A 23,903-nucleotide genomic window follows, 5' to 3' on the forward strand; every position below is an offset into this window, starting at 1 on the left:
GAAGGGAGTAGTTAGGATTGTTGTATTCTTTTTCAGGAGCTAAATGCTACTCAACTTATTCTTGCTACTTCGTTGTTTTTGTAAAGCCGCTTCTTTTCGCTTCTGCCCTCGGTCGTAACCTTCTTTGAAAACAGTATTTCTCGTTTCTTTTCGACTTAAAGCTTGTGCTAAAGCGCTAACTGTTGGATGTTCAAACATTGTGACTACTGGAAATTCCGTTTCCAGTTTTTCTTGCAGCTTGTTATAAATTTGAATTGCCTTTAAAGAATTTCCGCCCAACTCGAAGAAGTTATGGTGAATATCCACAGCACTTTGTAAGTTAAGTATTTGAGTCCAAATGCCAGCAATTATTTGCTCTAGTGTATTTCGAGGAGCTACAAAAGCTTTGTTTGGATTTAGTTTGATTGGACTCAGTTTGGTAAGAGCTTGCCTATCTACCTTTCCGTTAGAATTTAGCGGCAAAGTATTAAGGGATATATAGGCAGAAGGAACCATATACTCAGGTAGCTTTTTCTGAAGAAAATTCCGCAATTCATCTTGCTTCAAGCGCTTTTCAGAAAAAGGTTGTCGAGCAATTATTAAATGTTGCCCAAACAAATCATTAAGGGAACCGGATTGTGGGAAGGCAACAAAGTCTTCAAACGCATTCAATTGTAAAATGCTTTGCCATTGCTTTACTGATAAAGTAGGTAAGTTTTCTTGCGTTCTTTCATCTTCATAATTGCTGAAGCCTTTGACAAATCCCATAGTCGTCATGGCTGAACGGCTATACTCTGTTAACTCAACTAATAAAAGTAAACCTTGGGGAGCTAAAAGAGAGCGGATATAGGACAAAGTTGTTCCTAAGTTGCGGGCGACGTGCAAAACATTGGCGGCTACAATCAAATCAAAACTTTGCAATTGATAGCCTTGCTCCTGCGGGTTTTGGTCGATATCCAGTCGCTTGTATTCAACAAAGGAATATTCTCTGAATTTTTTCTTAGCCAAATTACTGAAAAATGCAGAAACATCAGTGTAAGTGTAAAGTGTGCGCTCGCGTGGCAACACTGGCAGCAGCGATGCAGTTGTGCCACCTATGCCTGCCCCAATTTCCAGAATTCTGAGTGGTTTTCCCGGAGGCAATGTTTTTACCAAAGACCTCACGACTTCCCTAGCAAGACTGTTGAAATAGGCAGCAGTAGGAAAGGATTGATATAGACTTTCTACCGTGTCTAAAGAACCGTCAGGAAATAATAAATCCAGCGGGTCTATTTGTCCTTTTAGCAGTGCCGAATGATTATTGAGATGACGCTCAATATAATTCAGAAAATTCTGCCCTTGAGGAATCGAGTTGGCATATTGCTTAACCTCGTTCCAAATAGTATTTAGAGAATCGGTTTGTAAGGGAATATGGTTGACAAAAGTATCTTGTCCTTCTCGCTGCAATAGCTTTTCTTTTTCCAGGACGCTTAACCACTGCCCTAATAGTTTTCGATAGTAAGGCTGAATCTGACATCGATTCATTAAACTATCTAGAGAATGCTTTTCTTGGGGGTGGATATAAACACCCAAACTGGTTAAGGTAGAACGTATATAGGTAGTACTCAAATGCTCTATAGCTTGCAAGAAAGCTGATAGAGTTTGAATATTGACTCCTTCTGGTTCTTTTTCAGCTTGTTGAGAAGCTGAATTCACCAGAGATTTCCAAACTTGTTGAATCTCTGAAAAATTTGTACCTTCCACTTCAAAAAGGGTGAATCCTTGTTCTCGTTCTGGAAGTACATAAGCTACTAGCTGCTTATTGTTTTGCTGTTCACCAACTGCCGCGACGACAGCTTGATGTACTGCCGGATGTTCCATTAAAGCAGCTTCAATTTCTTTTAATTCGATGCGATATCCACCAATTTTGACCTGGTAATCTTCTCGCCCAATGAACGAAATGTTGCCATCTGGTAAGTAGTAACCGAGGTCGCCAGTGCGGTAAAGTTTTGCTTTAGTTACCGGATGAGTGATGAAGCTAGCAGCAGTCTTTTCTTCATCCCGCCAATAACCTTTAGCTAAACCAATTCCACCAATGTATAACTGTCCCGGCACCCATACAGGACACGGTTCCAAAGATTCGTTAAGTACATAGAATTGTTGGTTAAGCATCGGACGCCCGTAGGGAATACTTTTCCAAGACGGGTCTACACTTTCTATGGGGTAGAGAATCGACCAAATTGATGCTTCGGTAGCGCCTCCTAAACTGATAACTTGGACGTTTTTAGCTACGGTTTTAATTTGATCGGGTAAAGTCAATGGTACCCAATCTCCACTTAACAGAACTAAGCGCAAACAATCCAAAACTGAGATACGTCCTGAAGCATATTCCACCAACATCTGCATTAAGGCGGGTACTGAATTCCAAATTGTCACCCGCTGTTTTTCAATCAAATTCCACCAGATTGAGGGATCTTTAGAAGCCTCTGTTTTTGGAATGACAATTGTTGCCCCAGCAGCTAAAGTGCCGAAAATGTCGTAAACTGACAGGTCAAAGCACAGAGAAGAAAGCGCCAAGACGCGATCGCACGGGTTAACACCAAAACGCTGATTCATATCCAAGATGGTATTAACTGCACCGCGATGGTCTATCATCACCCCTTTAGGCATCCCGGTAGAACCAGAAGTGTAGATAACATAGGCTAAATCTTCGGGTTGCTGTACCGGATGCAAAGGCTGGTGTTTTTCAGATAGTGGTTCTTCGATGTCTACACAAATTCGCTTTACAAAAGAAGGTAACTCTAAGGTTTGATTCAGTTTTAATTGGGTTAAAACTAAGCTGACTTCTGCTTGTTGTAGTAAATGCGTAAGCCGCTCATTCGGTAATGCTGGGTCGATGGGTACGTAGGCAGCACCAGAGGCTAAAATGCTTAAAACAGCTACCACTTGCTCCCATCCTTTTTCCATGACAATGGCTACCAAAGTATTGGGTTGTGTGCCTAATTGTCGTAAACGATAACCTAGCGCATTCGAGTATTCAAATAACTCTTGATAGGTGAAACTGCCCTCGGGTGCGACAATAGCCAAATGATGCGGACGCTGTTTTACCTGTGCCTCAAATAAAGTGTGTAGCAGTTGAGTTGACAGTGGTGCTGTTGTAGTGTTAATAGCTTCAAAAAGCTCAATTTGGGCATTTGGTAACAGTTGCCTTCTGGTTTCTACCCACGCTGACTTGTTAGTTGCTAAACGCTGCAAAAGATTACAATAAGCCGCAAACATATCGTCGAGAAGACCTGGGGGGAAGAGTTCTTCAACAGCATCCCAATTAAACATCAAAGTTCCAGCTTCCTCATAAACTTGATGGTCTAGCCACACTTGAGGCGTCTGGGTGATGCTGTGAACAACTTCTCCAAATCTTGCCAATGGATCGACATCTGTACTGGCTGTTGGTAAAGACAGTGTACTGGTAAATACAACTGGCATTAACGCTTTTGATTCCCATCTTTGGGTGCGTGTTAATTCCCGCAATACTTGAACTCCATCAAAGTAGCGATGGTCTAAATCTGACCAAAGTTGCTGTTGTATTCGTTGGGCGCGAATTTCAAACGAATTAGGATTAGAGTTGTCTACAGTCAGTAAGCTTAATGTGGTGAAGTCGCCAACAATTTCGTTGATTTGGGGATGCAGCGGTAGACGATTAAATAAAGTGAGATTAATTGTAAATCGAGGATTTTTACTCCAAATAGTTAGAACTTCAGCAAAGGCTGCTAAAAGCACTCCTGAAGGAGTTAAGCCTATTTGAGAAGCGCGTGTTTTCAGTTGTTGCCAAAAGAGGGGTTCTAGCTTTGCACTCTGGCGCACAAACCGGGGATGAGTAATGGCGCTTTTCTCCCGCTGAGGAGCAATCGCACTGGGATGTTTCTGTAGGGGTAATTCGGGTGCGGGTGGTAAAGATGGTAATCTGTTGAGCCAATACTCTTTTGAACGTTGATACTGCAAAGAATTTTGCAGCACCACACAAGTATTAACGTAATCTCGGAATGACACAGATAGTGGAGGCAAGGAAGTATCGAGATTTTGATAAAGTTCAAAAAGTTCCTTGCCAAGAATCTGAAAACTCCAGTAGTCACCAATTAACAAATCAAAGCTGATGTGCAGTCGAATGCGTCTGTCGTCCAAAACAGAAGCGCGAATGTCAAACAAGGGCCAAGTGTCAGTAGGCAACAGTTGATGCGACATCTCTTGGCGAATAGTCTCTAATTGAGAAGCGACTACCTCTGGAATTTCTCCACGCAGATCCAAGACTTGAATTTCATAAGGTGGTACAGAGTCCAGAATTTGCTGTTCTCCAGAAGGTAGGATGATCGCTCGCAGCATTTCATGACGTTCGATTAATCGCTGCCAAGCTTTGTTGTACCGTTCCAAGTCTAAATCAACGCTTTCCGTCTCTAAATAAAAGTGAGCTGCCACGTTACCCAGTTCAAACATCTTACTGCGACCGAGCCAGTAAGCTTGTTGAACATCAGTGAGTGGGAAAGGTTGATACCGCTGGTTTTCATTAGAAGCGATCGCAAATATTGTACTGACATTTGTACTGACAATTTTCTGCTTAACTGCATTTTGTTCAATCCAAGCTGCCAAACTATCAACGGTGGATAATTCCAACAGGCGTTGCAAAGTTAGTTCCACACCGAAAGTATCATGTACTTGGAGCAGCAGTTCCGTTGCTAGTAGCGAGTGTCCTCCTAACTCAAAGAAATTATCGTGAATGCCAACCCGTTCAATGCCAAGAACTTGTGCCCAAATTTCGGCTAACACTTTCTCTGACTCAGAGCGAGGTGCTACGAAAGCTTTCGCCAAATGCGATCGCGTAAAATCGGGAACAGGCAATGCAAGGCGATCCACCTTGCCGTTGGGAGTTAAAGGCAGTGCCTCAAGGAATACAAAAGCTGAAGGCACCATGTAGTCCGGTAGCTTTTCGCTCAAAAAGTGACGCAATTCACTGATACTAAGCTCTGATGACACCAAATATGCCACCAAGCGTTGTTCACCAGAGACATCCTTTTGAGCCAAAACTACCACTTCTTGCACGTAGGGATGTTTTGCAAGAATAGCTTCAATTTCCCCTACTTCGATACGAAAACCGCGTATCTTTACCTGTTGGTCAATGCGACCTAAAAACTCAATGTTTCCCTCTGGAAGATACTGCGCCAAATCTCCAGTTTTATAAAGTCTGGGGACTGGGTAATGGTGATTGGTGATTGGTGATTGGGGTATTGGTAGTTCTCTCCATTTCCTCATCTCAGACAAAGGGTTTGATATGAACTTTTCAGCAGTTAATTCTGGTCTGTTAAGGTAGCCTCTAGCCACGCCTGCTCCGCCTATGTATAATTCACCCGGTACTCCAACAGGTACAGGATTTAACTGCTCATCTAGTAGATAAATTTGAGTATTGGCAATTGCGCGACCGATAGGAATTGAACTCTTCAACTCATCGCTTTGACAACGATATACGCTACTCCAAACAGTTGCCTCTGTCGGTCCATATTCGTTAAATAAAGTTGTTTGCGGAAGTATTTGATAATGGCGATCGACTAACTCTCTCGAACAAAGCTCTCCCGCTACAATAACGGTACGCAGGGAAACAAGCTGCTGTAACGACCCATGAGTTAGTAAGGCTTTGTAGAGAGAAGGAACGCTTAACCAATGGGTTATTTGATATTGAGATATTAACTTTGTTAACTGCAAGATGTCTTTGTGCAAACCCTCTTTAGGGAGTACAAGAGTTCCTCCAAAGCAGAGCGTCCAGAAGATGACTGCAACTGAACTATCAAAGGCAAAGGATGAAACCAACAGGAAATTTTTAACGGGTTCTTGGTAATAGAAAGTACGAGCAACAGTCGAATAAACTAAGTTGTTATGCGTTACCATAACTCCCTTGGGTCTACCCGTGGAGCCTGAAGTATAGATCGTGTAAGCTAAGTTTTCTGAACTTACTGTACTGAGAGGGTTTTCGTTGCTCTCGTGTACCATAACGCCGCAGTCTGAGTCCAGACACACTACCTTAGCTTTATGTGCAGGGAGTTCTGCAACTAGCTGCGCCTGAGTCAGCAGTATCGGTACACAGGCATCTTCCAACATAAAAGCTAAGCGCTCTTTTGGATATGTTGGATCTAGAGGTACGTAAGCTCCACCCGCTTTGAGAATACCCAGCAGTCCTACAATCATCTCTAGAGAGCGCTCTACGCAGATGCCAACCAGTGTTTCTGACCCTACTCCCTGCCTTTGCAAGTAATGTGCTAGTTGATTAGCGCATTGATTCAACTCTCGATAGGATAGAGACCTGATAACCCTTGTCTCTACGTCTTCAAAGATAACCGCAACAGCTTCCGGTGTCCGCTCTACCTGAGCCTCAAATAGCTGATGAATACACGAATTTTCTGGGTAATTAACCTGAGTTTCATTCTGCTGTTTGAGTACGTGCATTGCTAGCTGGGCAAGGTTAGAATCTGGTGGAAAGTCAGCGAGAGATACAATGACTCCAAGGTCAGTCTCAATGCAGTTTTTTAGCTCGACTCGGCTCAAGGAGTCGAGTCCCAAACTGTTCAAAGGTTGCTGAAGATCCACTTGAGATAAAGCAATTTTCAGCATTTTAGCCACCTGCGCTTGCAGATAAGACTCCAGCAGAATCTGGCGCTCTTCTAGTTCAATCATGAGAAAAGCTTTGCGGTAAATTAATTTTTATTTAATCAGAGTATATAAGCTTTGTGTTCTGTAAATTCGGATTTTGAAAGAGTAATCCAGTGAGGCAATTGCTCCTATTTGCGCCGTAGGTATTGATTACTCTAAAGTCGAAGTTTTTTAGACTTATGCTGTTGAGAACGCCTCCCTGTTAGTTAGCGCAAGCATTACCTGAAAAGTTGGTATTGATATAATGCTTTACAGTTTTTTAGCTCAAAAAACTTAGCAAATCCAAAAACTTGGTTGGGCGATCGCTCGAACGGCGACGTCTTTTTAAGTGCGATCGCTTCGATAGATTTTTTGCAGCAAGTTGTAAATTGCTTCATCTCTAATTTGAATCGGCATACTTATTTCCTCACTCTGAGGTTTAGCTTGCTGTTAGCCAAAGTCATAATATCACCATATCACCTGTCTTACAATTTACAAGTCCTAAACCAAACAATAATTTGTAGAATTTTTTACTTTAAAACCGCAGCATCCCTTTTCGACATCTTTCTTAATAGTCTCTATTCCTTTTTCACGAAAGCTTTTCAGGCTCAATTCGGTTTTTTCTCATTAATTTCTTCATTAATATTTACTATCAATTCTTAACTTATTGATAATGATTTTCAAAGTTAGCAGGGCAATACTTGGATTGTAACTGGGATACTGTAAAGCTTGTTGTATTGCCTTATAAAAAGAATTGCATTGAGCAAAGATGAAATGGTATTATCTGTAGTTTTTTCGTTCTAACTTAGCGCATCGTCAGCGCTCTATAGCAAAGTTTTCTGTACATTACTATGCCCCTATAGGGCATAGTAATAAAAAAATATTTTTTGCTCGCTCCCATTCAAGTTTGACAACTTGTCGTTTGACACGGTTGCTGCAAATACAAATAATTTACTAAAGAGTCATTTTATAAAAACTCAATAATTCTGCTTCGGATTTAGTCCCGAAGTTCTACTTGGCTAAAGTTAGTTTTCAAATTCTCTATCTTTTATTAAAAAGTATTATTGTTATCAAAAAGTGTGATATTTACTTAGTAACAAAAAAAAGCATTCTAGCTGCTGACGCTTGCCAAATCCTTTTGGTAGCTGGGAGTTCGTTGCTGTTCAAACTACTTTGGTGTGAGGGATTTATGAATCAACTGCATCTACTGAGGAATTTAGGAATAGCTGTGGTCATAGCAGTGATTGTCAATCAGCAAGCTTTGGCAGGAGCTAACACCACGAAAACAAGTCATACAGCAAAAATAGTCCCTATTACAAAGATTCCCCAACTTAAGGACATCCAGCGTCCTTACACCAACGTTAAGGAGTGGCTGGCGCAGCAAGAGCAATCGAGTCAGATTATTCAAGTAACAGGGGTCAGGCTGAATCAAACACAAAGTGGCTTGGAAATCATCTTAAAAACATCTGCTACATCTGACAAGCTGCAAACTTCACTCAAAAGTGAAGGTAATACCCTGACTGCTGTGATCACCAATGCTCAATTACAACTGGCTAGTGGTCATTCTTTGCGTTCTGAAAAACCTATTGCGGGAATTACGCTGTTACAAGTCACAAATCAGAATCCTAATACTGTCCAAGTGACAGTGACAGGTGAACAGGAATTACCAAAAGTCGAGGTGTTTGACAGCGATGAAGGTCTCATTTTCGCGGTGACACCGGCTGTATCCTCAGCTGTGAAGCCCACACCTAGCCCTTCTTTGCCTACGGCACCCCCGCCCACAGACGAGGAAAGCTTACCTAAACCTAGTAGTGAAACACAGCCTGCAAAACCATCGGCTTCTGGTGAAGAACCCATTGAGCTAGTAGTGACGGGTGAGCAAGAGGAAGGATATCGGGTTCAAGAGTCAACAACCGGAACCAAGCTACCTGTCCCGCAACGCGACTTGCCCCTATCAGTACAGGTAGTACCGCAAGCCGTGATTCGCGATCGCGGGCTGACTCGTCTGGAAGAGTTCACTGAAAATATCAGCGGTGTAACTCGGTTCCCTGGCTTTCCGTTTGCGCCCGGATACCGGGTGCGAGGCTTCGGGGAAAGTTACCAACAACTCCGTAATGGTTTTCCAGACTCGGCTTTTATCAATCCCCACGGTTTTGCGAATGTCGAACGGGTGGAAGTCCTCAAAGGACCAGCTTCGACACTTTATGGGGGCAATTTCGCCTTTGGTGGTGTTGTAAACACAATCACAAAGAAGCCCTTAGATCAACCGTTCTACCAAGCGAATTTCACAGTTGGGAATTATGATTTTTTTCGTCCAACATTCGATATAGGAGGTCCTCTCACCGCAAATGGTTCTCTCACCTACCGTTTGAATGCTTCCTACGAATCTGCAAACAGCTTTCGCGATTTTGTCTTTAACGAAGACTATTTCATTGCACCAGCTTTTACCTGGCGAATGAGTCCGCGAACAACGTTAACAGTAGAGTACGAATATTTCAAAATTTCTAATAACATTTTTGGTGCTAACTTTCCACCAGAGCGAGAGTTTTTGCGAGTACCTATCAGCAGGTATCTTAGCGAACCAGATTTAGGGCCTACTACGGGAACAACCCACTGGGGATATTACGACTTTGAACATCGCTTTAGTGATAATTGGAGATTTCGGCAGGGGTTTAGTGTACTCGTTGCCGATCTCAATATTGGATCTGAACGATTAGCTAGCACTGCGCTAGAACCGGATCGGCGAACGCTCAACCGTGAATCTGTTAAGGGACCGCAGAACAATCAACTCTACACGCTGCAAAACGAAATCATTGGCAAGTTCAATACAGGCTCCGTGCGACACAATCTTCTGTTTGGTGTGGAATTAAGTCGATTTGTCTATCCCTATACTCGCAGTACCGCGCCTCTGGGTTCCATCGATATCTTTAATCCTGTTTACGGTGCCCGACCGGGAACTTACACTGTGTTGGACTCTGCGGAATTTGGCAACGATAGTCTCGGAATTTACATACAAGACTTGGTTGAGCTTGCCTCAAATCTCAAGGTGCTAGGTGGCATTCGCTTTGACTCTGTCTATTCCTTCAATGAAAATACACTAACAAATGACTTGATAGACCGATCGGATACACAATTCTCTCCCCGCGTGGGCATTGTCTACCAGCCAACAGATTCTACTTCTGTCTATTTCAACTATGCACAAGCCTTCAGTCCCAACACTGGTTACATCACCCAGACGGGAGAATTATTAGAACCGCAGAGCGGAGACCAGTTTGAGTTTGGACTTAAACAAGATTTCTTCGAGAACCGAGTTTCAGCAACCTTGGCATTTTACCAGATTACCAGACAGAATGTGCCAACAGCTGATCCTGACCCGGAATCTCGAGACTTGTATAGTGTTGCAACGGGCGAACAACGCAGTCGTGGGGTTGAATTGGATATTGCCGGAGAAATTTTGCCAGGATGGAATATCATCGCTAGCTATGCTTACACGGATGCAGAAGTTACAAAGGATACTAATCCAGATATAGTTGGCGATCGCCTGCCTGGTGTTCCATATCATAGTGCCAGTTTCTGGACGACCTACGAACTGCAAAGTGGAAGTTTGCAGGGGTTGGGATTTGGCTTGGGGCTGACATATGCACAAGATGCTGAGGTCATACTACCCAATACCTTCAAAATTCCCTCTTACCTTAAAGCAGATGCAGCTCTGTTTTACCGTCAAGATAACTTTAGATTCGGGCTAAATTTAAAAAATCTCTTTAGCACAAGATATTACGACGTTGATAACGGCTTTACATTAATTCCTGGAGCACCTTTGACAGTGTTGGGAACGGTGTCTATCAATTTCTGATTCGAGTGTGTCCTATGAATCGGAAGACAGTATCGAATTTAGTAACACGCTTAGTGGGCAATGTACAAAAATTGTCTTAGTAGTAGGCAATGCCTACTTGGTAAAACTTATCAGCGCACATCTGATTTCCTTCGCTTGCTAGTGGTGCTGCTGTTAGTAGGAGCGGCTGCTTGTAGTCGGGTTTCCCAGAATCGCTCACTGCTTAGCACCACCTCTGGTTCTAAGGAGCAGATTATGGTGGACTTGGGGTGGGATGAATATCATATATATGAGAAAGGGTTCGACCCAACAATGGGTTGGCATTACGCTGGTCCTCCTCTGTTTCAAAGTACACTATTAAGCCGCGACGAAAATTTAGAACTGGTCAACGATCTAGCCCAAAGCTACACCGTCAGCAGCGATCGCAAGGTCTGGACAGTGAAAATCCGCCAAGATGTTCGGTTCACTGATGGTCAGCCCCTCTTGGCAGAAGATGTCGCTTACACCTTCAATACAACGAAAGACAGTTTGGGGCGACTGGATATGGAGATTTTGGATCGCGCTGTTGCTACAGGTAAGTATCAGGTCGAACTACACCTCAAACGACCTGATATTACCTTTGTCAATCAACTTGCCAGTTTGGGTATTGTACCCAAGCATGCCCATAACAAAGACTACGCCCGCAACCCAATCGGTTCCGGTCCTTACAAACTGGTGCAATGGAACCAGGGGGAGCAGGTCATCATCGAAGCCAATCCTGACTACTACGGGCAGAAACCAGCTATTAAGCGTGTCATCCTTCTCTTCACTCAGGGAGATGCTGCTTTTGCCGCTGCCAGAGCCGGTCAAGTTCAGGTGGCTGCAGTTCCCAACCACCTAGCCTCACAGCCAGTGGAAGGCATGAAGACTTATGTCATTAAAAGTCTCGGTCACGCTGGGCTTATGTTTCCCTATCCTCCCCGTACAGGAAGGAAGACACCTGATGGCTACCCAATTGGCAACGATGTCACTTCAAACCGAGCGATTCGTCAGGCAGTCAATTATGCGATTGACCGCCAAACTTTGGTTCAAACCTTGTTTAATGGTTACGGTTCCCCAGCGATGAGTCCTGCTACTGGTCTTCCCTGGGACGAGCCAAAAGCAGACATTCAAGATGGGGATATCAACAAAGCCAAGCAAATCCTAAGTGAGGATGGTTGGCGGGATACGAATGGTGACGGCATTTTAGAAAAACAGGGGATCAAGGCAGAATTCACTCTCCTTTACAATGCCCAAGACGCTTTCCGGCAGGGACTGGCTTTAGCAGTTGCCCAAATGCTCAAACCTGTCGGGATTAAGGTAAATGTTGAGGGTCGGAGCTGGACTGAGATTGAACGCCGGATGCAAAGCAATGTTGTCCTCTACGCGCTGGAAACCCACGACACGCAGCAGTTATCCTTTCTCTTCAAAAGCTCTTTGGCACAAGGAAAATACCAAAATCCCGGTTACTATAGCAACCCAGTGGTTGATAGAGCGCTTGACCGAGCAGCAGCATCCGCTACAGAGACAGAAGCAATCCAATTTTGGAAGCAGGTGCAATGGAATGGTCAAACCGGAGTCACCACAAAAGGCGATGCAGCCTCAGCCTGGCTAGTCAATATCGATAAAACTTACCTTGTCAGCACCTGTCTCGACGTTAGTAAAGCTACCGAACAATCCCGCCACTACACGCTAACGCTTCTACATAACTTGCCTAACTGGAAATGGATTTCATCATGCACTTCCTGATTCGATTTATTCTGCAAAAACTCTTGCATTTGTTGTTGCTCCTGCTAAGCGTCGCTGTCCTTACCTTCGTGCTAGTTAGTTTATCTCCGGTTGACACTGTCAATGCTTACGTTGGTTCTGATGTAATTCGCCTCGGTTCAGAGCAAAGAGAATTGATTATCCAGCGTTGGGGGCTTGACAAACCTTGGATTATGCGATTCATTCTCTGGCTGGGGCAACTGCTTCAAGGCAACCTTGGAACTTCCATGACCTACAATCAGCCAGTTTCTGATGTCATTGCTGAGCGCTTTCAAGCCTCACTTTGGTTAATGGCATTGGCGTGGTTGGGTTCAGGCATTTTAGGAGTCGCTTTAGGTGTCTTAGCAGGAGCGAAAGAAGCTTCACTGCTGGATCAAGCAATTCGGCTGTATGCTTACACTTTGTCCTCTGCTCCCACCTTTTGGATTGCACTGCTGCTGCTTATTACCTTCTCCGTCACTTTAAAAGTCACTCCTATGTGTTGTGCGACTCCACCAGGAGTGTTGCTTAAAGATGTCACTTTTTGGCAACGTCTATACCATTTGTTACTACCTGCTCTCGCTCTCAGCGTTATTGGGGTTGCAAATATTGCTTTGCAAACCCGCGAAAAACTGATCCAAGTCCTTAATAGTAACTATGCCCTGTTTGCTTACGCTCAGGGAGAAACAACGACTGGAGTCATTTTACACCACGGTTTACGCAATATCGCTTTACCAGCCCTGACTTTGCAATTTGCATCTCTTAGCGAACTGTTTGGTGGTACTGTCTTAATTGAGAAGGTCTTTGGCTATCCTGGGTTAGGTAGTGCAACCTTACAAGCAGGTTTGCGCAATGATGTCCCGCTACTGGTGGGTATTGTTTTGTTCAGCGCCATCTTTGTGTTTATCGGCAACACCTTGGCAGACCTCAGCTACCAAGTGATTGATCCCCGCATCCGCATAGCAGGTACCAGAGGATGAAACTTCCCACTGCGATTTCAACCCCTCAAACTTTAGGACGCAAACTATCACTGATCTTCAGTAATCGTCGTAGTCGGACATTGGTGCTCATTGCTCTGTGCGCGATCGTTTTGAGCATCCTGCTGCTTGGCACCCAACTGATTGGTAAAGCTGGTTTGGAGATTGCCTTACAAGAACGCAACCAACCTCCAACGCTTGCTCACCCGTTTGGCACTGACTGGTTGGGACGAGATATGTTCACCCGTACCCTCCACGGTTTGAGCTTGAGCCTATGGGTGGGGCTGCTAACCGCTAGCTTTAGCGCCGTCATAGCCTTGGTACTGGGAACGCTCTCAGCTACACTTGGTGGTAAAGTTGATGCCTTTATCATCTGGATCATCGATGTATTCTTCAGCCTGCCTCACCTAGTATTAGTTATCCTAATTGCCTTTGCTGTTGGGGGCGGAGTCAAGGGGTTAATCATCGCCATCACTATCACCCATTGGATGAACTTGGCTCGTCTGCTGCGGGCTGAAGTGCTTCAGGTCAAAAGTTCTGATTACGTGCAACTCTCTTCTAAACTAGGACACTCGCCCCTGTGGATTGCCCGCAATCACATACTGCCCCACCTATTGCCCCAGTTCCTCGTTGGGTTGATTTTGTTGTTTCCCCACGCAATTTTGCACGAGGCAGGGCTTACCTTTTTGGGTTTGGGTCTACCGCCAGAGATTCCGGCAATCGGGATTATCCTGTCGGAGTCAATGCGATACCTATCCAGTGGCTACTGGTGGCTGGCGGTAATGCCAGGAGTAGCGTTGCTTCTAGCGGTGAAAACCTTCGACATCTTGGGTCAGAGCCTGCTTGCTTTGCTCGACCCAAAAACAAGCCAAGGGTAACATTATACTATGCTATCAGTTCAAAACCTCAGTGTCACTTTCACCATGTACGATGTGGGTCTGACCCAAAAACGGCTGACCGTCATTACGGATTTGGATTTAGAGGTTGGTGCGGGTGAAGTGGTGGCAGTGGTTGGCTCTAGTGGCTCTGGTAAAAGTCTGCTAGCTCACGCAATTTTGGGCATTTTGCCTTATAATGCCTTGGTTACAGGCAAGATAAATTTTAAAGGAGAACTCCTGACCTCAGAGCGTCAGAGCAAGTTGCGGGGCAAGGAAATTGCCTTGATTCCCCAGTCAGTTAGTTATCTTGATCCCCTAATGAGAGTGGGTTCGCAAGTACATCGGGCAGCTCGTTTGAGTGGATTGTCTGCTACGCAAGCAAGAGGAGTTGTGAATCAAACCTTTGAACGCTACGCTCTTCCCCTGCCAGTTAAACAGCTTTACCCCTTTCAACTTTCAGGTGGCATGGCTCGACGAGTACTAGTTGCTACAGCAGCCGTCGGACGCGCTGAACTGTTGATTGCTGATGAACCCACTCCTGGTTTACATATAGATGTAGTTGTTGAGACACTTAACCACCTACGCGAACTGGCAAATGAGGGCAAAGCGGTGATTCTTATCACCCATGACCTGGAAGCGGCTGTGCGAGTTGCAGACAAAGTGGCTGTGTTCTATGCAGGTACGACATTAGAAGTAGCGGCGGCAGAGGATTTTATTGATGGTAATCTGCGTCATCCCTACACACAAGCGCTGTGGCGATCGCTGCCCCAAAATGGCTTTATCCCGGTTAAAGGCACCCAACCCAGTCCAGAGGCGCTTCCTGATGGTTGTCTGTTTGCTGACCGCTGTCCCTTAGTGACTGACGCTTGCCAAAAAGCCCGACCCCAGTTTCAGATCGTGCGAGGCGCTCCTGTGAGGTGTATTCATGCTGAAGGGTGAACAGTTGTCTTTTCGCTACCGAGTGAATCAACCTTGGATTTTGCGTGGTTTCAGTATTGAAATCGACAAGAGTGAAATTGTGGGCTTGCAAGGTCCAAGCGGTCAGGGCAAAACGACTATAGGTAAGCTACTAGCCGGGTATCTTCAACCAACGGAGGGTAGAGTCACAATCGACGGTGAGCCTCTGCCAAAACAAGGCTATTGCCCCGTACAGCTCATCTTTCAGCACCCAGAACTAGCAATGAACCCCCGCTGGCTGATTAGCCAAATCCTAGCAGAGGGAAAAGGAACATCTAGGGAACTCCTGCAAGCTTTGGGAATTCACTCTAGTTGGCTGAGTCGCTTTCCCCATGAACTGAGTGGGGGAGAGTTGCAACGTATCGCAGTCGCACGCTCACTCAATAGAGCTACCCGCTACTTAATTGCTGACGAGATGACTGCTATGTTGGATACCAACACTCAAGCACTCATCTGGCGTACAGTCATTGACTATGCCTGCCAGGTTGGAATAGGTATTTTGGTTATAAGTCATGACATTGCGCTACTCAAGTATCTGTGCCATCGTAGGATTGATTTAAAAGCAGCGCATTGAAGAAAAGGGTTCATATTCGTCACTTGGCTCTTGTGGCTCATATTCCTTCAATCGCTCCCATTCATCCGCAGTTAGCTCATCGAATGGCTTGTCTAAAAGGTCATCTACTGTGCTATTCGTAGCGGTTTCAATAATTCGACTTTGCGCTTCCTCTCCCGTAGAACAGTACCAGCACTCAGTGCTACCACAAGAACGCGCTACCCACTCACCACTTATTGATTGGTAGAAGGTACCGATAAGACGCATACCTTGCCATACTCTGTACAAGCTGCCAAAGTCAGAGTCGGGTACTGCGTCAATTTCTGCTTCTGGTGCAACTTCCTGCGCTTGCTGTTCAATTGTTACGTTGAGTTCTGATTGCGCTACCGCTTGAATTTGTAAGGACTGCTTCGCCAAAATCTCATCAACACACTTGGCGTTTGCCGAATGCTTAGGTAACCCTAATTGGTCACAGATTGCCCAGAGTTCGGGACGTTTGAGAGTCGTGAGATGGTCGCCGCTATATATAGGATGTGTCATTATTAAAATACCTGACTTTAGTAGTTGGGGGTTTACAAAAGGCGATCGCACTTGATTGGTAGTCGGAGCGGTCGTCTTTTGTTTTGGCTTGGGGTAGTTCCCTGTTGCCTTGTGAATCTAATGTAATGCAATGCAACGCTTTTGTCAAACATTGCGACGCATAATTTTCTTTTGTATAGTCAGGAGAACTATAATTCAGGGAGAGACATTGCAACGCATTGCAGAGGGTCAATATGAGGATGGATACTCAAATCAATTTCCGGACTTCATCGGAAATTAGAGAGCAAATGGAGAAAATAGCTAAAGACCGAAACATAAAGCTATCACAACTGATTAATGATATAGTTGCCGACTTTATTAATCGCGAGGGGAATCAAAAGTCAGAAGGCGTGGATATACAAGCGCTTTATCAAATGGTAGTTTCACAAGAAAGACGGATAGATCAACTAGAAAAAAAATCAGCAGCCTGAGAGAGGAAAACCTGTCTCTCAGGCGACAACGCGATCGCGTCTTGCAAATTATGAAAGAAGACCCGCCTCCGTCACAAGACAAGGCGGGTTGAGTTTTATTAGGTGATAAGCGTCGCTTTGCGACGCTTATGTATGACAATGACGATAACACGTTGCATCTACAATGCTTAGCCTCAATGTTTCCTGTTACCACGTTTGTGATGGCGGAACCATGAGCGCAGGTTTGAAGCGTGGCTCAGTCGTTAAGCATCCAAGATATGGGTTCTCCTAGGTCGGGGCTTGGCAAGAATCTCCAACCAAAAAAGACCCAGACAGAAAAACAATTAGCTTGCACAGTCTTGATACTGGTAAGCGATAGCTGAAGCTTACGACAGATTGGCGAAAACTGCTGAGATAGGAGTGGAGGTAGTGAAATGAGCATAATTAATTTAGCTTCTGTCCACGAAAACAACGCTCTTTGTGCTGACTTTTCGATTGAGATAGCGGTTGTCTTGTATGAGTCAGACGAGCAGTATCCAGTTGATTTTGAATTAGCTTGGCTTCGGTTCTCGAATGCGGCGATTTTCAGTGAGTACGCTTAGCCATCATAATTTTAAGCTATCCTCGTAATCTGACCGAGTCCTCATGGACAACTTATGCTTTGTTTTTTGCACTCATGGACAACTTATAGTTGTCATAGGTAATTTTCTGTCCGCTCCGGGGTACGAAAAATCAACCTTCTAGAGATTCCTGTGGTCAACTTATGATTGTCATTGTGGACAACTTATGGTTGTTGTCCCATACTGCTAGAACACGTCCCCAAGACAGTGAAACGCATTCTTGATTTAGGAACTGGAGACGGTCGTTTGCTAGCACTACTCAAAATAGAACGTCCCCACGTCCACAGCGTTGCTGTTGACTTTTCACCAACAATGCTGGAGGCTGTAAGAACTCGCTTTGCCGATGATTCTACGGTGCAAGTTATTGCACATAACTTAGATGTACCACTACCTGAGTTGGGTTTGTTTGATGCGGTTGTCTCCAGTTTTGCTATCCATCACCTCACTGATGAACGCAAACATTCCCTGTACAGAGAAATTTTCCATCTGCTAGAACCAGGGGGAATTTTCTGCAATTTGGAACACGTCGCCTCACCCACTCCCAAGTTGCACGAACATTTTTTACATGCGATCGGTAGGACTCTTGAGGAAGACGACCCATCTAATAAGCTTTTGGATGTAGAAACACAGCTTTGTTGGCTGCGGGATATTGGTTTTACAGACGTAGACTGTTACTGGAAATGGCTAGAACTTGCACTGTTGATTGGGGTAAAACCAGAATAAGCTGTCGCATTTTTAACTTGCATACCATTTGCAATTGGTTATGGGTTTGTAGTTGCGCTTTAGCCCAGCTACAAACTAACTAGCGCTAAAAAATGAATAAATACCAGGTGCAATTATGACTTATCAAATTATTGCCAATCTGACCGAAAACCAGATTTCTGATTTACTGGATTTATATAAAAACGAATTTTGGAGCTACAAACGTACTCGTGAAGACCTTGTTAAGATGCTTGCAGCGTCAGACATTATCGTTGGATTGGTAGATGAAAACGAACAATTAATTGGTTTTACTCGTGTTCTCACTGATTTTGTGTATAGGGCAACTATTTATGATGTTATCGTTAAACCAACACATAGAAAAATAGGTCTTGGTGCTAAGTTAATCGACGCAGTTGTCAATCATCCCAAACTTTCCTCTGTTGAGCAAATTACTCTTTACTGTTTGCCAGAAATGATTCCTTTTTATGAACGTTGGGACTTCTCAGCTAACGTAGGTGAAATACGGCTGATGTACAGAAACCAAGAACTTTATACTGACAATGTAAAGACTAGTAAGAACAATAAATAGGAGCATAGATTGTAAGTATGTTTAACAATATAATTAAAAAGATTTCAGGTTTTCTCAAACTATCTCTCAGCAATCTCCTGCCTGGCAAAATCATAGGTAATAAGATTGAAGACATTTACAACTACCTAAAAATATCAGATTCTATTGCCACTTCAGGACAACCAACTAAAGAACAATTTTCAGCAATTAAACAAGCAGGATATCAAATCGTTGTGAATCTGGCACCATCAAAATCTCCCAAGGCTTTACCTGATGAAAAAGAAATTATTGAATCTCAAGGTATGCAGTACGTACACATTCCAGTAGTTTGGGAAAAACCCACTATTGAAAATGTGAACGAATTTTTTAGCGTCATGGAAGCAAACGGCGACAAAAAAGTCTTGGTTCACTGTGCTGCTAACATGAGAGTTTCGGCTTTCATGTATCTTTATCGCCGCATTCATGAGCACATGAGTGACGAAGAAGCAAAGAAAGATTTACAGAAAATTTGGAATCCCAATGAAAACTGGCAAAAATTTATGAACCAGGTTATTGAGAATTATCGTTGAAGAAAAATATCTAGATATTTGTAGTACAATTAAACCGTGAATTAGAGGTTATTTATAAAGTAAAAATAAAATTACTGTAGGGTGTGTTAGGCGCACCGTTTCGATATGATTTGTAACGAAAAACATGACGAAAGCGCCTAACGCACCGCTATAAGCGCATGGTGCGTGATAGCAAAGCCGTAACACACCCTACTTAAGATTTACTTTATAAATCAACTTTTAGGCGATCGCCTTTATGCGGTCAATTCGTGCGATCGCACCAAAGGAACAATTCCTAGCAACAAGCTATCTTTAATTATGGACTTGTGCAGTAAGTCATTTATGCCTGCCAAAGATGCCTTTCATACTATTGTCAAAACAGCCCTGCAAAAGGAGAGATGGCAAATAACTCACGATCCATACCCACTTCAAGCAGGTAGTTTTAATTTGGCAATTGACTTAGGGGCACAGAAGGTGATAGCGGCGGAACGAGGAGAACATAAAATTGCCGTTGAAATTAAGAGCTTTCTTGGTCCATCTAAGATTTCGGAGTTTTATGGTGCATTAGGACAGTTTTTGGCGTATCGAGCAGCACTGCAAGTACAAGAGAGCGATCGCCTATTGTATTTAGCAGTGCCAAACAACGTCTATGAGCAGTTTTTCACCACATCATTTATTCAGTCACTCGTTGAGGAGCATCAAGTGTATTTGCTGATCTACGATATTGATCAGGAGGTGATTAAGCGATGGCAGCCGTAGAAGAATATCGTCAGCACATTCAAAGATTGCTGAGTGAACACGCTCAGTTAGTTTGGGACAGCCGGATTCAGGCAGAGACAATTTTTGATCAAGAGCGCGATCGCTATCAATTAGTATATGTCGGCTGGCGTGATTCACAGCGTGTCTATGGAGTTGTGCTTCATCTCGACATCATTGATGGAAAAATCTGGGTACAGCAGGACGGAACAGAAGTCGGCATTGCCAATAAGCTAGTAGAAATAGGAGTGCCAAAACACGATATTGTGTTGGGTATTGACCCACCCAAGATGCGTCAATACACAGAATTTGCTGTAGGTTGAGTCAGGCAAACGTTGGGTAGCATCGCATTCGTTAAATAAATGTGACTCAAACCATTGCCTTTTAAGAGAAATCGCTAAAATACTGGATAAATGCAATAAAAATCTGCGGCAAATGCTTAGGCGACTTTGGCAGTGGCTCAAAAGGTTTTTTCAGGGGTTATTTGGCAACAAGCATCCATCTCCTCAACCGGGGGGACAGAGAAAGGTAGAACCACCCAAACAGCCGACAGATGCGGAGTATGAAGCGTTGTTCCTCGAACTGTTGGCGGGTGTGAATGAGGGTTGGAGTCGGGGACGGGTAAAGGGTTTCTTGGATGCAAATAAAATCACTCAGTCAGGTTTGGTGGAGTGGTTGCGGCGCTTTGGTGAAAGATTGTTAGCATCAAGCGCACCGAATGATGAGTTAGCAGCGCGGATGGTGCAGGTGGGTGAGTTGGGCGTTGGGGAAGTGGGAGATGTGGCGCGTGATATTGGGATGCGGTTGTTGAGGCGGGGAGGAGAAACGAACCGCCAAGACGCCAAGGACGCAGAGGAAAGAGGGGAGGGAGAGGCAGAAGCTTGGTTTGACCGAGGTAATGAGCAATTTATGGCAGGAGATTTTGCAGGTGCGATCGCATCCTACGACAAAGCCGTTGAATTCAAACCCGGCTACCATGAATCTTGGCACAACCGGGGCGTGATGCTTTCTAACTTAGGGCGAATTGAAGATGCGATCACATCCTACGACAAAGCCGTTGAATTCAAACCCGACGACCATGAAGCTTGGTACAACCGGGGAGTGGCGCTTTTTAACTTAGGGCGATTTGAAGAAGCGATCGCATCCTACGACAAAGCTGTTGAATTCAAACCCGACTACTATGAAGCTTGGAACAACCGGGGCTTGGCGCTGGGTAACTTAGGGCGATTTGAAGAAGCGATCGCATCCTACGACAAAGCAATTAAATTCAAACCTGACTTACATCAACCTTGGATTAACCGGGGCAATGCAGCTGGAAGTTCAGTTAGTTGCGATCCCCTGCTAGCTTTTATGAGCGCCATAGCCAGACAAAATCCTCTTCTTAACCAACGCGGTTATGAGGGACAATTAGCAAGCTATAAGGAAGGTTTGAAGTATTGCCACCAAGACACTCACCCAGAAGGTTGGGGACAATTGCATCGGGCGATAGGTAATGCTCACTACTTCCGAGGGCGAAAAGATTCCCGTCCCCGCAGCTATTGGCACAAAGCCGTCAACAGTTACAACGAAGCGCTAAAAACTCTTACAGAAGCAGATTTCCCCCAGTTGCATCTGGAAGTTTTGCAAGATTTGATTCGCGTCCTTTTGGCTTTAGAGGAAACAGCCAAAGCTTCTGAACTTCAGCGACGCGGTACAGATTTGTTGCGACGCTTGCTGAATGAGTGCAAAAGTCCTGGCAATAAAAAACAGTTGGCTTTGAAGTTTGCTCCTTTTCAGCAGTTAACTGTTGACTTAGCTGTGCAGTCTGGGGATCTGGTGCAAGCGGTTGAATTAGCAGAACAGGGTAAAAATGCCTGTTTGAGTTGGCTTTTGTATGCGTGGAGTGATGAGATTTCCTCCCCCAGCTACTTAAAAATGCAACGGTTACTCAATCCCAAAACTGCTATTATCTACTGGCATCTCAGCCCAGCAGCTTTACACACTTTCATCCTCAAACACGACGCCCCGTCACCCATCCTCCTTTCTTCTCCCCCCTTTTCAAGCAGGGTTGGTGGGGATCTCCAGTCCGATGAGTTAGAAGTACCCGCAGCGGTGCAACGCCTGCACGATTTTGAAAACTGGGTGAAAGATTGGAATCAACAATACGCCGATTATCGAGACAAGAAAGATGAACAAAGTAAAAGTAACCACTCCTGGCGAGTGGACATGGAAAATAGGCTCAATGACCTCAAAAAAATCCTCAGCATTCCCACAATTAAACAGGAACTTCAAGACATCACGCACCTGATTTTAATTCCCCACCGCGACTTACATAGATTTCCGCTTCATGCGCTTTTCAATGGGCAGGGGGAAGGGTTGAATTTCACAATTGCCTATCTGCCCAGCGCTCAAATTGGCATAAATTTACAAGAGTTTTCTCCAAAGGGAGGCAAAGAAGGAGCGCAACAGCTACTTAGTGTAGAAGCACCCACTAGTAAAGGTCTAAAATCACTAAATTTTGCCTTCTTTGAATCGGAAGCTATTAGCCTGATGTTTGATAATCCCAAACGCATCCAGGGAAAAGAAGCTACTAAAGAACAGGTGGAAAATGTCTTAGAAGATGGTTACGAAATATTTCATTTTACGGGGCATGGAAAATACAATTTTATTGACCCGAAAAAATCAGAATTAGCATTAGCAGGTGAAGACAAACTTACCCTAGAAGAAATCTTCCAAAAGAGTCTCACAACTTACAACCTTGTTAGCCTCTCGGCTTGCGAAACTGCTATCACTGGCAACCAAACCATTACCACGGAATATGTGGGTTTAGTCAGTGGCTTTTTGTGTCGGGGAGTAGCAAATGTGGTGAGTACGCTATGGACTGTAGAATCAGCTGCCAGTGCTTTGGTGATGATAGAATTTTACCACCGACGGCAGCCAGATAAATCTGATGCCATTGCTTTGGTAGAAGCAACTGAATGGCTGAAGGAACTGACTGTTATAAAATTGAAACTATGGTATGAAGATTTCCTGAATCAACTGCCGGATGAAGAATCAAAAATAAGACCTTTTTTAGAAACGGAGGTAGATAAAATTAGTAAAATGGAATCAGATAAAAAGCTATATAAACACCCATACTATTGGGCAGCATTCATTATTACAGGTAAACAAAAATAAATGAATTCCTTAGATGAAATAACGCTCAATGCCTTCCTTGCAGCCTTAATGCGGCAGGAGAATTCTCTGCCTGCTGATTTGCAGAACCAGCTAAAGGAAATCGGTAAGACGTTCTCCTCAAATGTCGGTAAACTTCATGCTCTAGCAAAGAAATATTCGCTTTTGGAACAAGAGTATATGTCGGCTCGTTCTGCTTTGCAAGATGATGGGGAACGCTTCCGTTCATCTACTGTACTTGAGGTTGATGACTCAGCAGAAATTAGTGACGACAAACTGATGAATTTTGCAGTGGAAGTTTTGAATGCTGACGATTCTGTAAATTTCGTGAAAAAAGCATACACAGAATCAAGCAAAATTGGGCAATTTCTTTTCCAACTGCGACGCCAGACCAGTTTTATGGTAAAAGATGCTCATAACATTCCCGAAGAAGAATTGTGGGTTTGGCAAGATCCCACAGTTTGGGATTCACTAGAACGGGGACTACGACAAGCACAAGCCGGAGAAGTTCACAACTTAGGTTCCTTTGCTCAATACGCAGATGTAGAAATAGACGACTAATGCAATACAAACTGCTATTTTCAAAGGAAGCCAAAGAAAAATTGGAATCCCTGGAAACACATGATCCTAAAAAGTATAAGAAGGTTTGCAAAATTCTAGGGTACATGGAAACTAACCTGAGTCACCCCAGCCTCCAAACTCACAAATACGAATCTCTTTCAGGTCCCGAAGGACAGGAAGTTTTTGAAGCTTATGTCGAGAATAGAACTCCAGGTGCTTGGAGGATATTTTGGTATTACGGACCGGGTAGAAGCGTTATTACAGTTTGGGCGATCGCACCCCACCCGTAATTTTTTGTGTAGTGATACCCCCAAAAAAGACGCAGCAGACTACATCTATACAATGCAATTATGCTAACCTGAATTGTCCTTTGCATTTTTCGCCGCTAAATGCCTTTCTTGGCGTCCTTGGCGTCTTG

19 protein-coding genes are annotated in these 23,903 nt (G+C 44.1%); 16 read left to right on the forward strand and 3 right to left on the reverse strand.

Translation table 11 applies throughout. The features are described 5' to 3' along the window. Positions 1-39: 39 nt before the first annotated feature. A complete protein-coding gene (locus tag ACM0OZ_RS29865) occupies positions 40-6,672 on the reverse strand; it encodes an amino acid adenylation domain-containing protein (protein WP_414586468.1) in 6,633 nt (2,210 codons plus the stop codon). Between the two features lie 194 nt (positions 6,673-6,866). Beyond that, positions 6,867-7,025, reverse strand: a complete 159-nt coding sequence (locus ACM0OZ_RS29870) for a hypothetical protein (protein ID WP_414586469.1) — start codon at positions 7,023-7,025, stop codon at positions 6,867-6,869. A 791-nt stretch (positions 7,026-7,816) separates the two neighbouring features. Between ACM0OZ_RS29870 and ACM0OZ_RS29875 the strand changes: the two genes are divergently transcribed. Genes ACM0OZ_RS29875 through ACM0OZ_RS29900 form a run of 6 tightly spaced genes read left to right on the forward strand, consistent with a single transcriptional unit; the run spans position 7,817 to position 15,609 of the window. Then, positions 7,817-10,480: a TonB-dependent siderophore receptor gene (locus tag ACM0OZ_RS29875; RefSeq protein WP_414586470.1), complete on the forward strand. Its 2,664-nt coding sequence runs from the start codon at positions 7,817-7,819 to the stop codon at positions 10,478-10,480. A gap of 60 nt (positions 10,481-10,540) precedes the next feature. Further along, positions 10,541-12,226 (forward strand): ABC transporter substrate-binding protein, encoded by a 1,686-nt coding sequence (locus tag ACM0OZ_RS29880; RefSeq protein ID WP_414586471.1) that lies wholly within the window; start codon positions 10,541-10,543, stop codon positions 12,224-12,226. Further along, complete coding sequence (locus ACM0OZ_RS29885) at positions 12,214-13,203, forward strand: ABC transporter permease (protein WP_414586472.1); 990 nt, start codon at positions 12,214-12,216, stop codon at positions 13,201-13,203. Before ACM0OZ_RS29880 ends, ACM0OZ_RS29885 begins: the two co-directional genes overlap by 13 nt. Next, a complete protein-coding gene (locus ACM0OZ_RS29890) occupies positions 13,200-14,078 on the forward strand; it encodes an ABC transporter permease (protein ID WP_414586473.1) in 879 nt (292 codons plus the stop codon). Before ACM0OZ_RS29885 ends, ACM0OZ_RS29890 begins: the two co-directional genes overlap by 4 nt. Before the next feature lie 9 nt (positions 14,079-14,087). Continuing rightward, positions 14,088-15,017, forward strand: a complete 930-nt coding sequence (locus tag ACM0OZ_RS29895) for an ABC transporter ATP-binding protein (protein ID WP_414586474.1) — start codon at positions 14,088-14,090, stop codon at positions 15,015-15,017. After that, positions 15,004-15,609 (forward strand): ABC transporter ATP-binding protein, encoded by a 606-nt coding sequence (locus tag ACM0OZ_RS29900; RefSeq protein WP_414586475.1) that lies wholly within the window; start codon positions 15,004-15,006, stop codon positions 15,607-15,609. Before ACM0OZ_RS29895 ends, ACM0OZ_RS29900 begins: the two co-directional genes overlap by 14 nt. Here the strand turns inward: ACM0OZ_RS29900 and ACM0OZ_RS29905 are convergent. Then, entirely contained in the window at positions 15,592-16,128 is a 537-nt protein-coding gene (locus ACM0OZ_RS29905; RefSeq protein ID WP_414586476.1) for a hypothetical protein, read from the reverse strand. The two genes, ACM0OZ_RS29900 and ACM0OZ_RS29905, sit on opposite strands and share 18 nt — an antisense overlap. Positions 16,129-16,367: 239 nt before the next feature. On the opposite strand from ACM0OZ_RS29905, the gene ACM0OZ_RS29910 reads away from it, so the two are divergent. The 10 genes from ACM0OZ_RS29910 to ACM0OZ_RS29955 all read left to right on the forward strand — a co-directional run bounded on the left by ACM0OZ_RS29910 (position 16,368) and on the right by ACM0OZ_RS29955 (position 23,775). Next, a complete protein-coding gene (locus ACM0OZ_RS29910; RefSeq protein ID WP_332994386.1) occupies positions 16,368-16,598 on the forward strand; it encodes a hypothetical protein in 231 nt (76 codons plus the stop codon). A gap of 413 nt (positions 16,599-17,011) precedes the next feature. Next, the gene (locus ACM0OZ_RS29915) at positions 17,012-17,179 is read left to right on the forward strand and encodes a hypothetical protein (RefSeq protein WP_414586477.1); all 168 of its coding nucleotides are present in this window, start codon (positions 17,012-17,014) and stop codon (positions 17,177-17,179) included. Positions 17,180-17,350: 171 nt separating this feature from the next. Then, entirely contained in the window at positions 17,351-17,920 is a 570-nt protein-coding gene (locus tag ACM0OZ_RS29920) for a class I SAM-dependent methyltransferase (protein WP_414586510.1), read from the forward strand. Between the two features lie 115 nt (positions 17,921-18,035). Beyond that, a complete protein-coding gene (locus ACM0OZ_RS29925) occupies positions 18,036-18,488 on the forward strand; it encodes a GNAT family N-acetyltransferase (RefSeq protein ID WP_414586478.1) in 453 nt (150 codons plus the stop codon). A 104-nt stretch (positions 18,489-18,592) separates the two neighbouring features. Further along, positions 18,593-19,036, forward strand: a complete 444-nt coding sequence (locus tag ACM0OZ_RS29930) for a protein tyrosine phosphatase family protein (RefSeq protein WP_414586511.1) — start codon at positions 18,593-18,595, stop codon at positions 19,034-19,036. Between the two features lie 321 nt (positions 19,037-19,357). Then, a complete protein-coding gene (locus ACM0OZ_RS29935) occupies positions 19,358-19,774 on the forward strand; it encodes an element excision factor XisH family protein (protein WP_414586479.1) in 417 nt (138 codons plus the stop codon). Continuing rightward, a complete protein-coding gene (locus tag ACM0OZ_RS29940; protein ID WP_414586480.1) occupies positions 19,762-20,094 on the forward strand; it encodes a XisI protein in 333 nt (110 codons plus the stop codon). Before ACM0OZ_RS29935 ends, ACM0OZ_RS29940 begins: the two co-directional genes overlap by 13 nt. Before the next feature lie 112 nt (positions 20,095-20,206). Further along, positions 20,207-22,927: a CHAT domain-containing protein gene (locus ACM0OZ_RS29945; protein WP_414586481.1), complete on the forward strand. Its 2,721-nt coding sequence runs from the start codon at positions 20,207-20,209 to the stop codon at positions 22,925-22,927. Then, positions 22,928-23,485: a hypothetical protein gene (locus ACM0OZ_RS29950; protein ID WP_414586482.1), complete on the forward strand. Its 558-nt coding sequence runs from the start codon at positions 22,928-22,930 to the stop codon at positions 23,483-23,485. Next, positions 23,485-23,775, forward strand: a complete 291-nt coding sequence (locus ACM0OZ_RS29955; protein ID WP_414586483.1) for a hypothetical protein — start codon at positions 23,485-23,487, stop codon at positions 23,773-23,775. The genes ACM0OZ_RS29950 and ACM0OZ_RS29955 overlap by 1 nt, the downstream gene beginning before the upstream one ends. Positions 23,776-23,903 lie beyond the last annotated feature (128 nt).

The organism is Scytonema sp. PCC 10023 (assembly GCF_963920835.1).
In the GTDB taxonomy this organism is placed as follows: Bacteria; Cyanobacteriota; Cyanobacteriia; order Cyanobacteriales; family Nostocaceae; genus Kalymmatonema.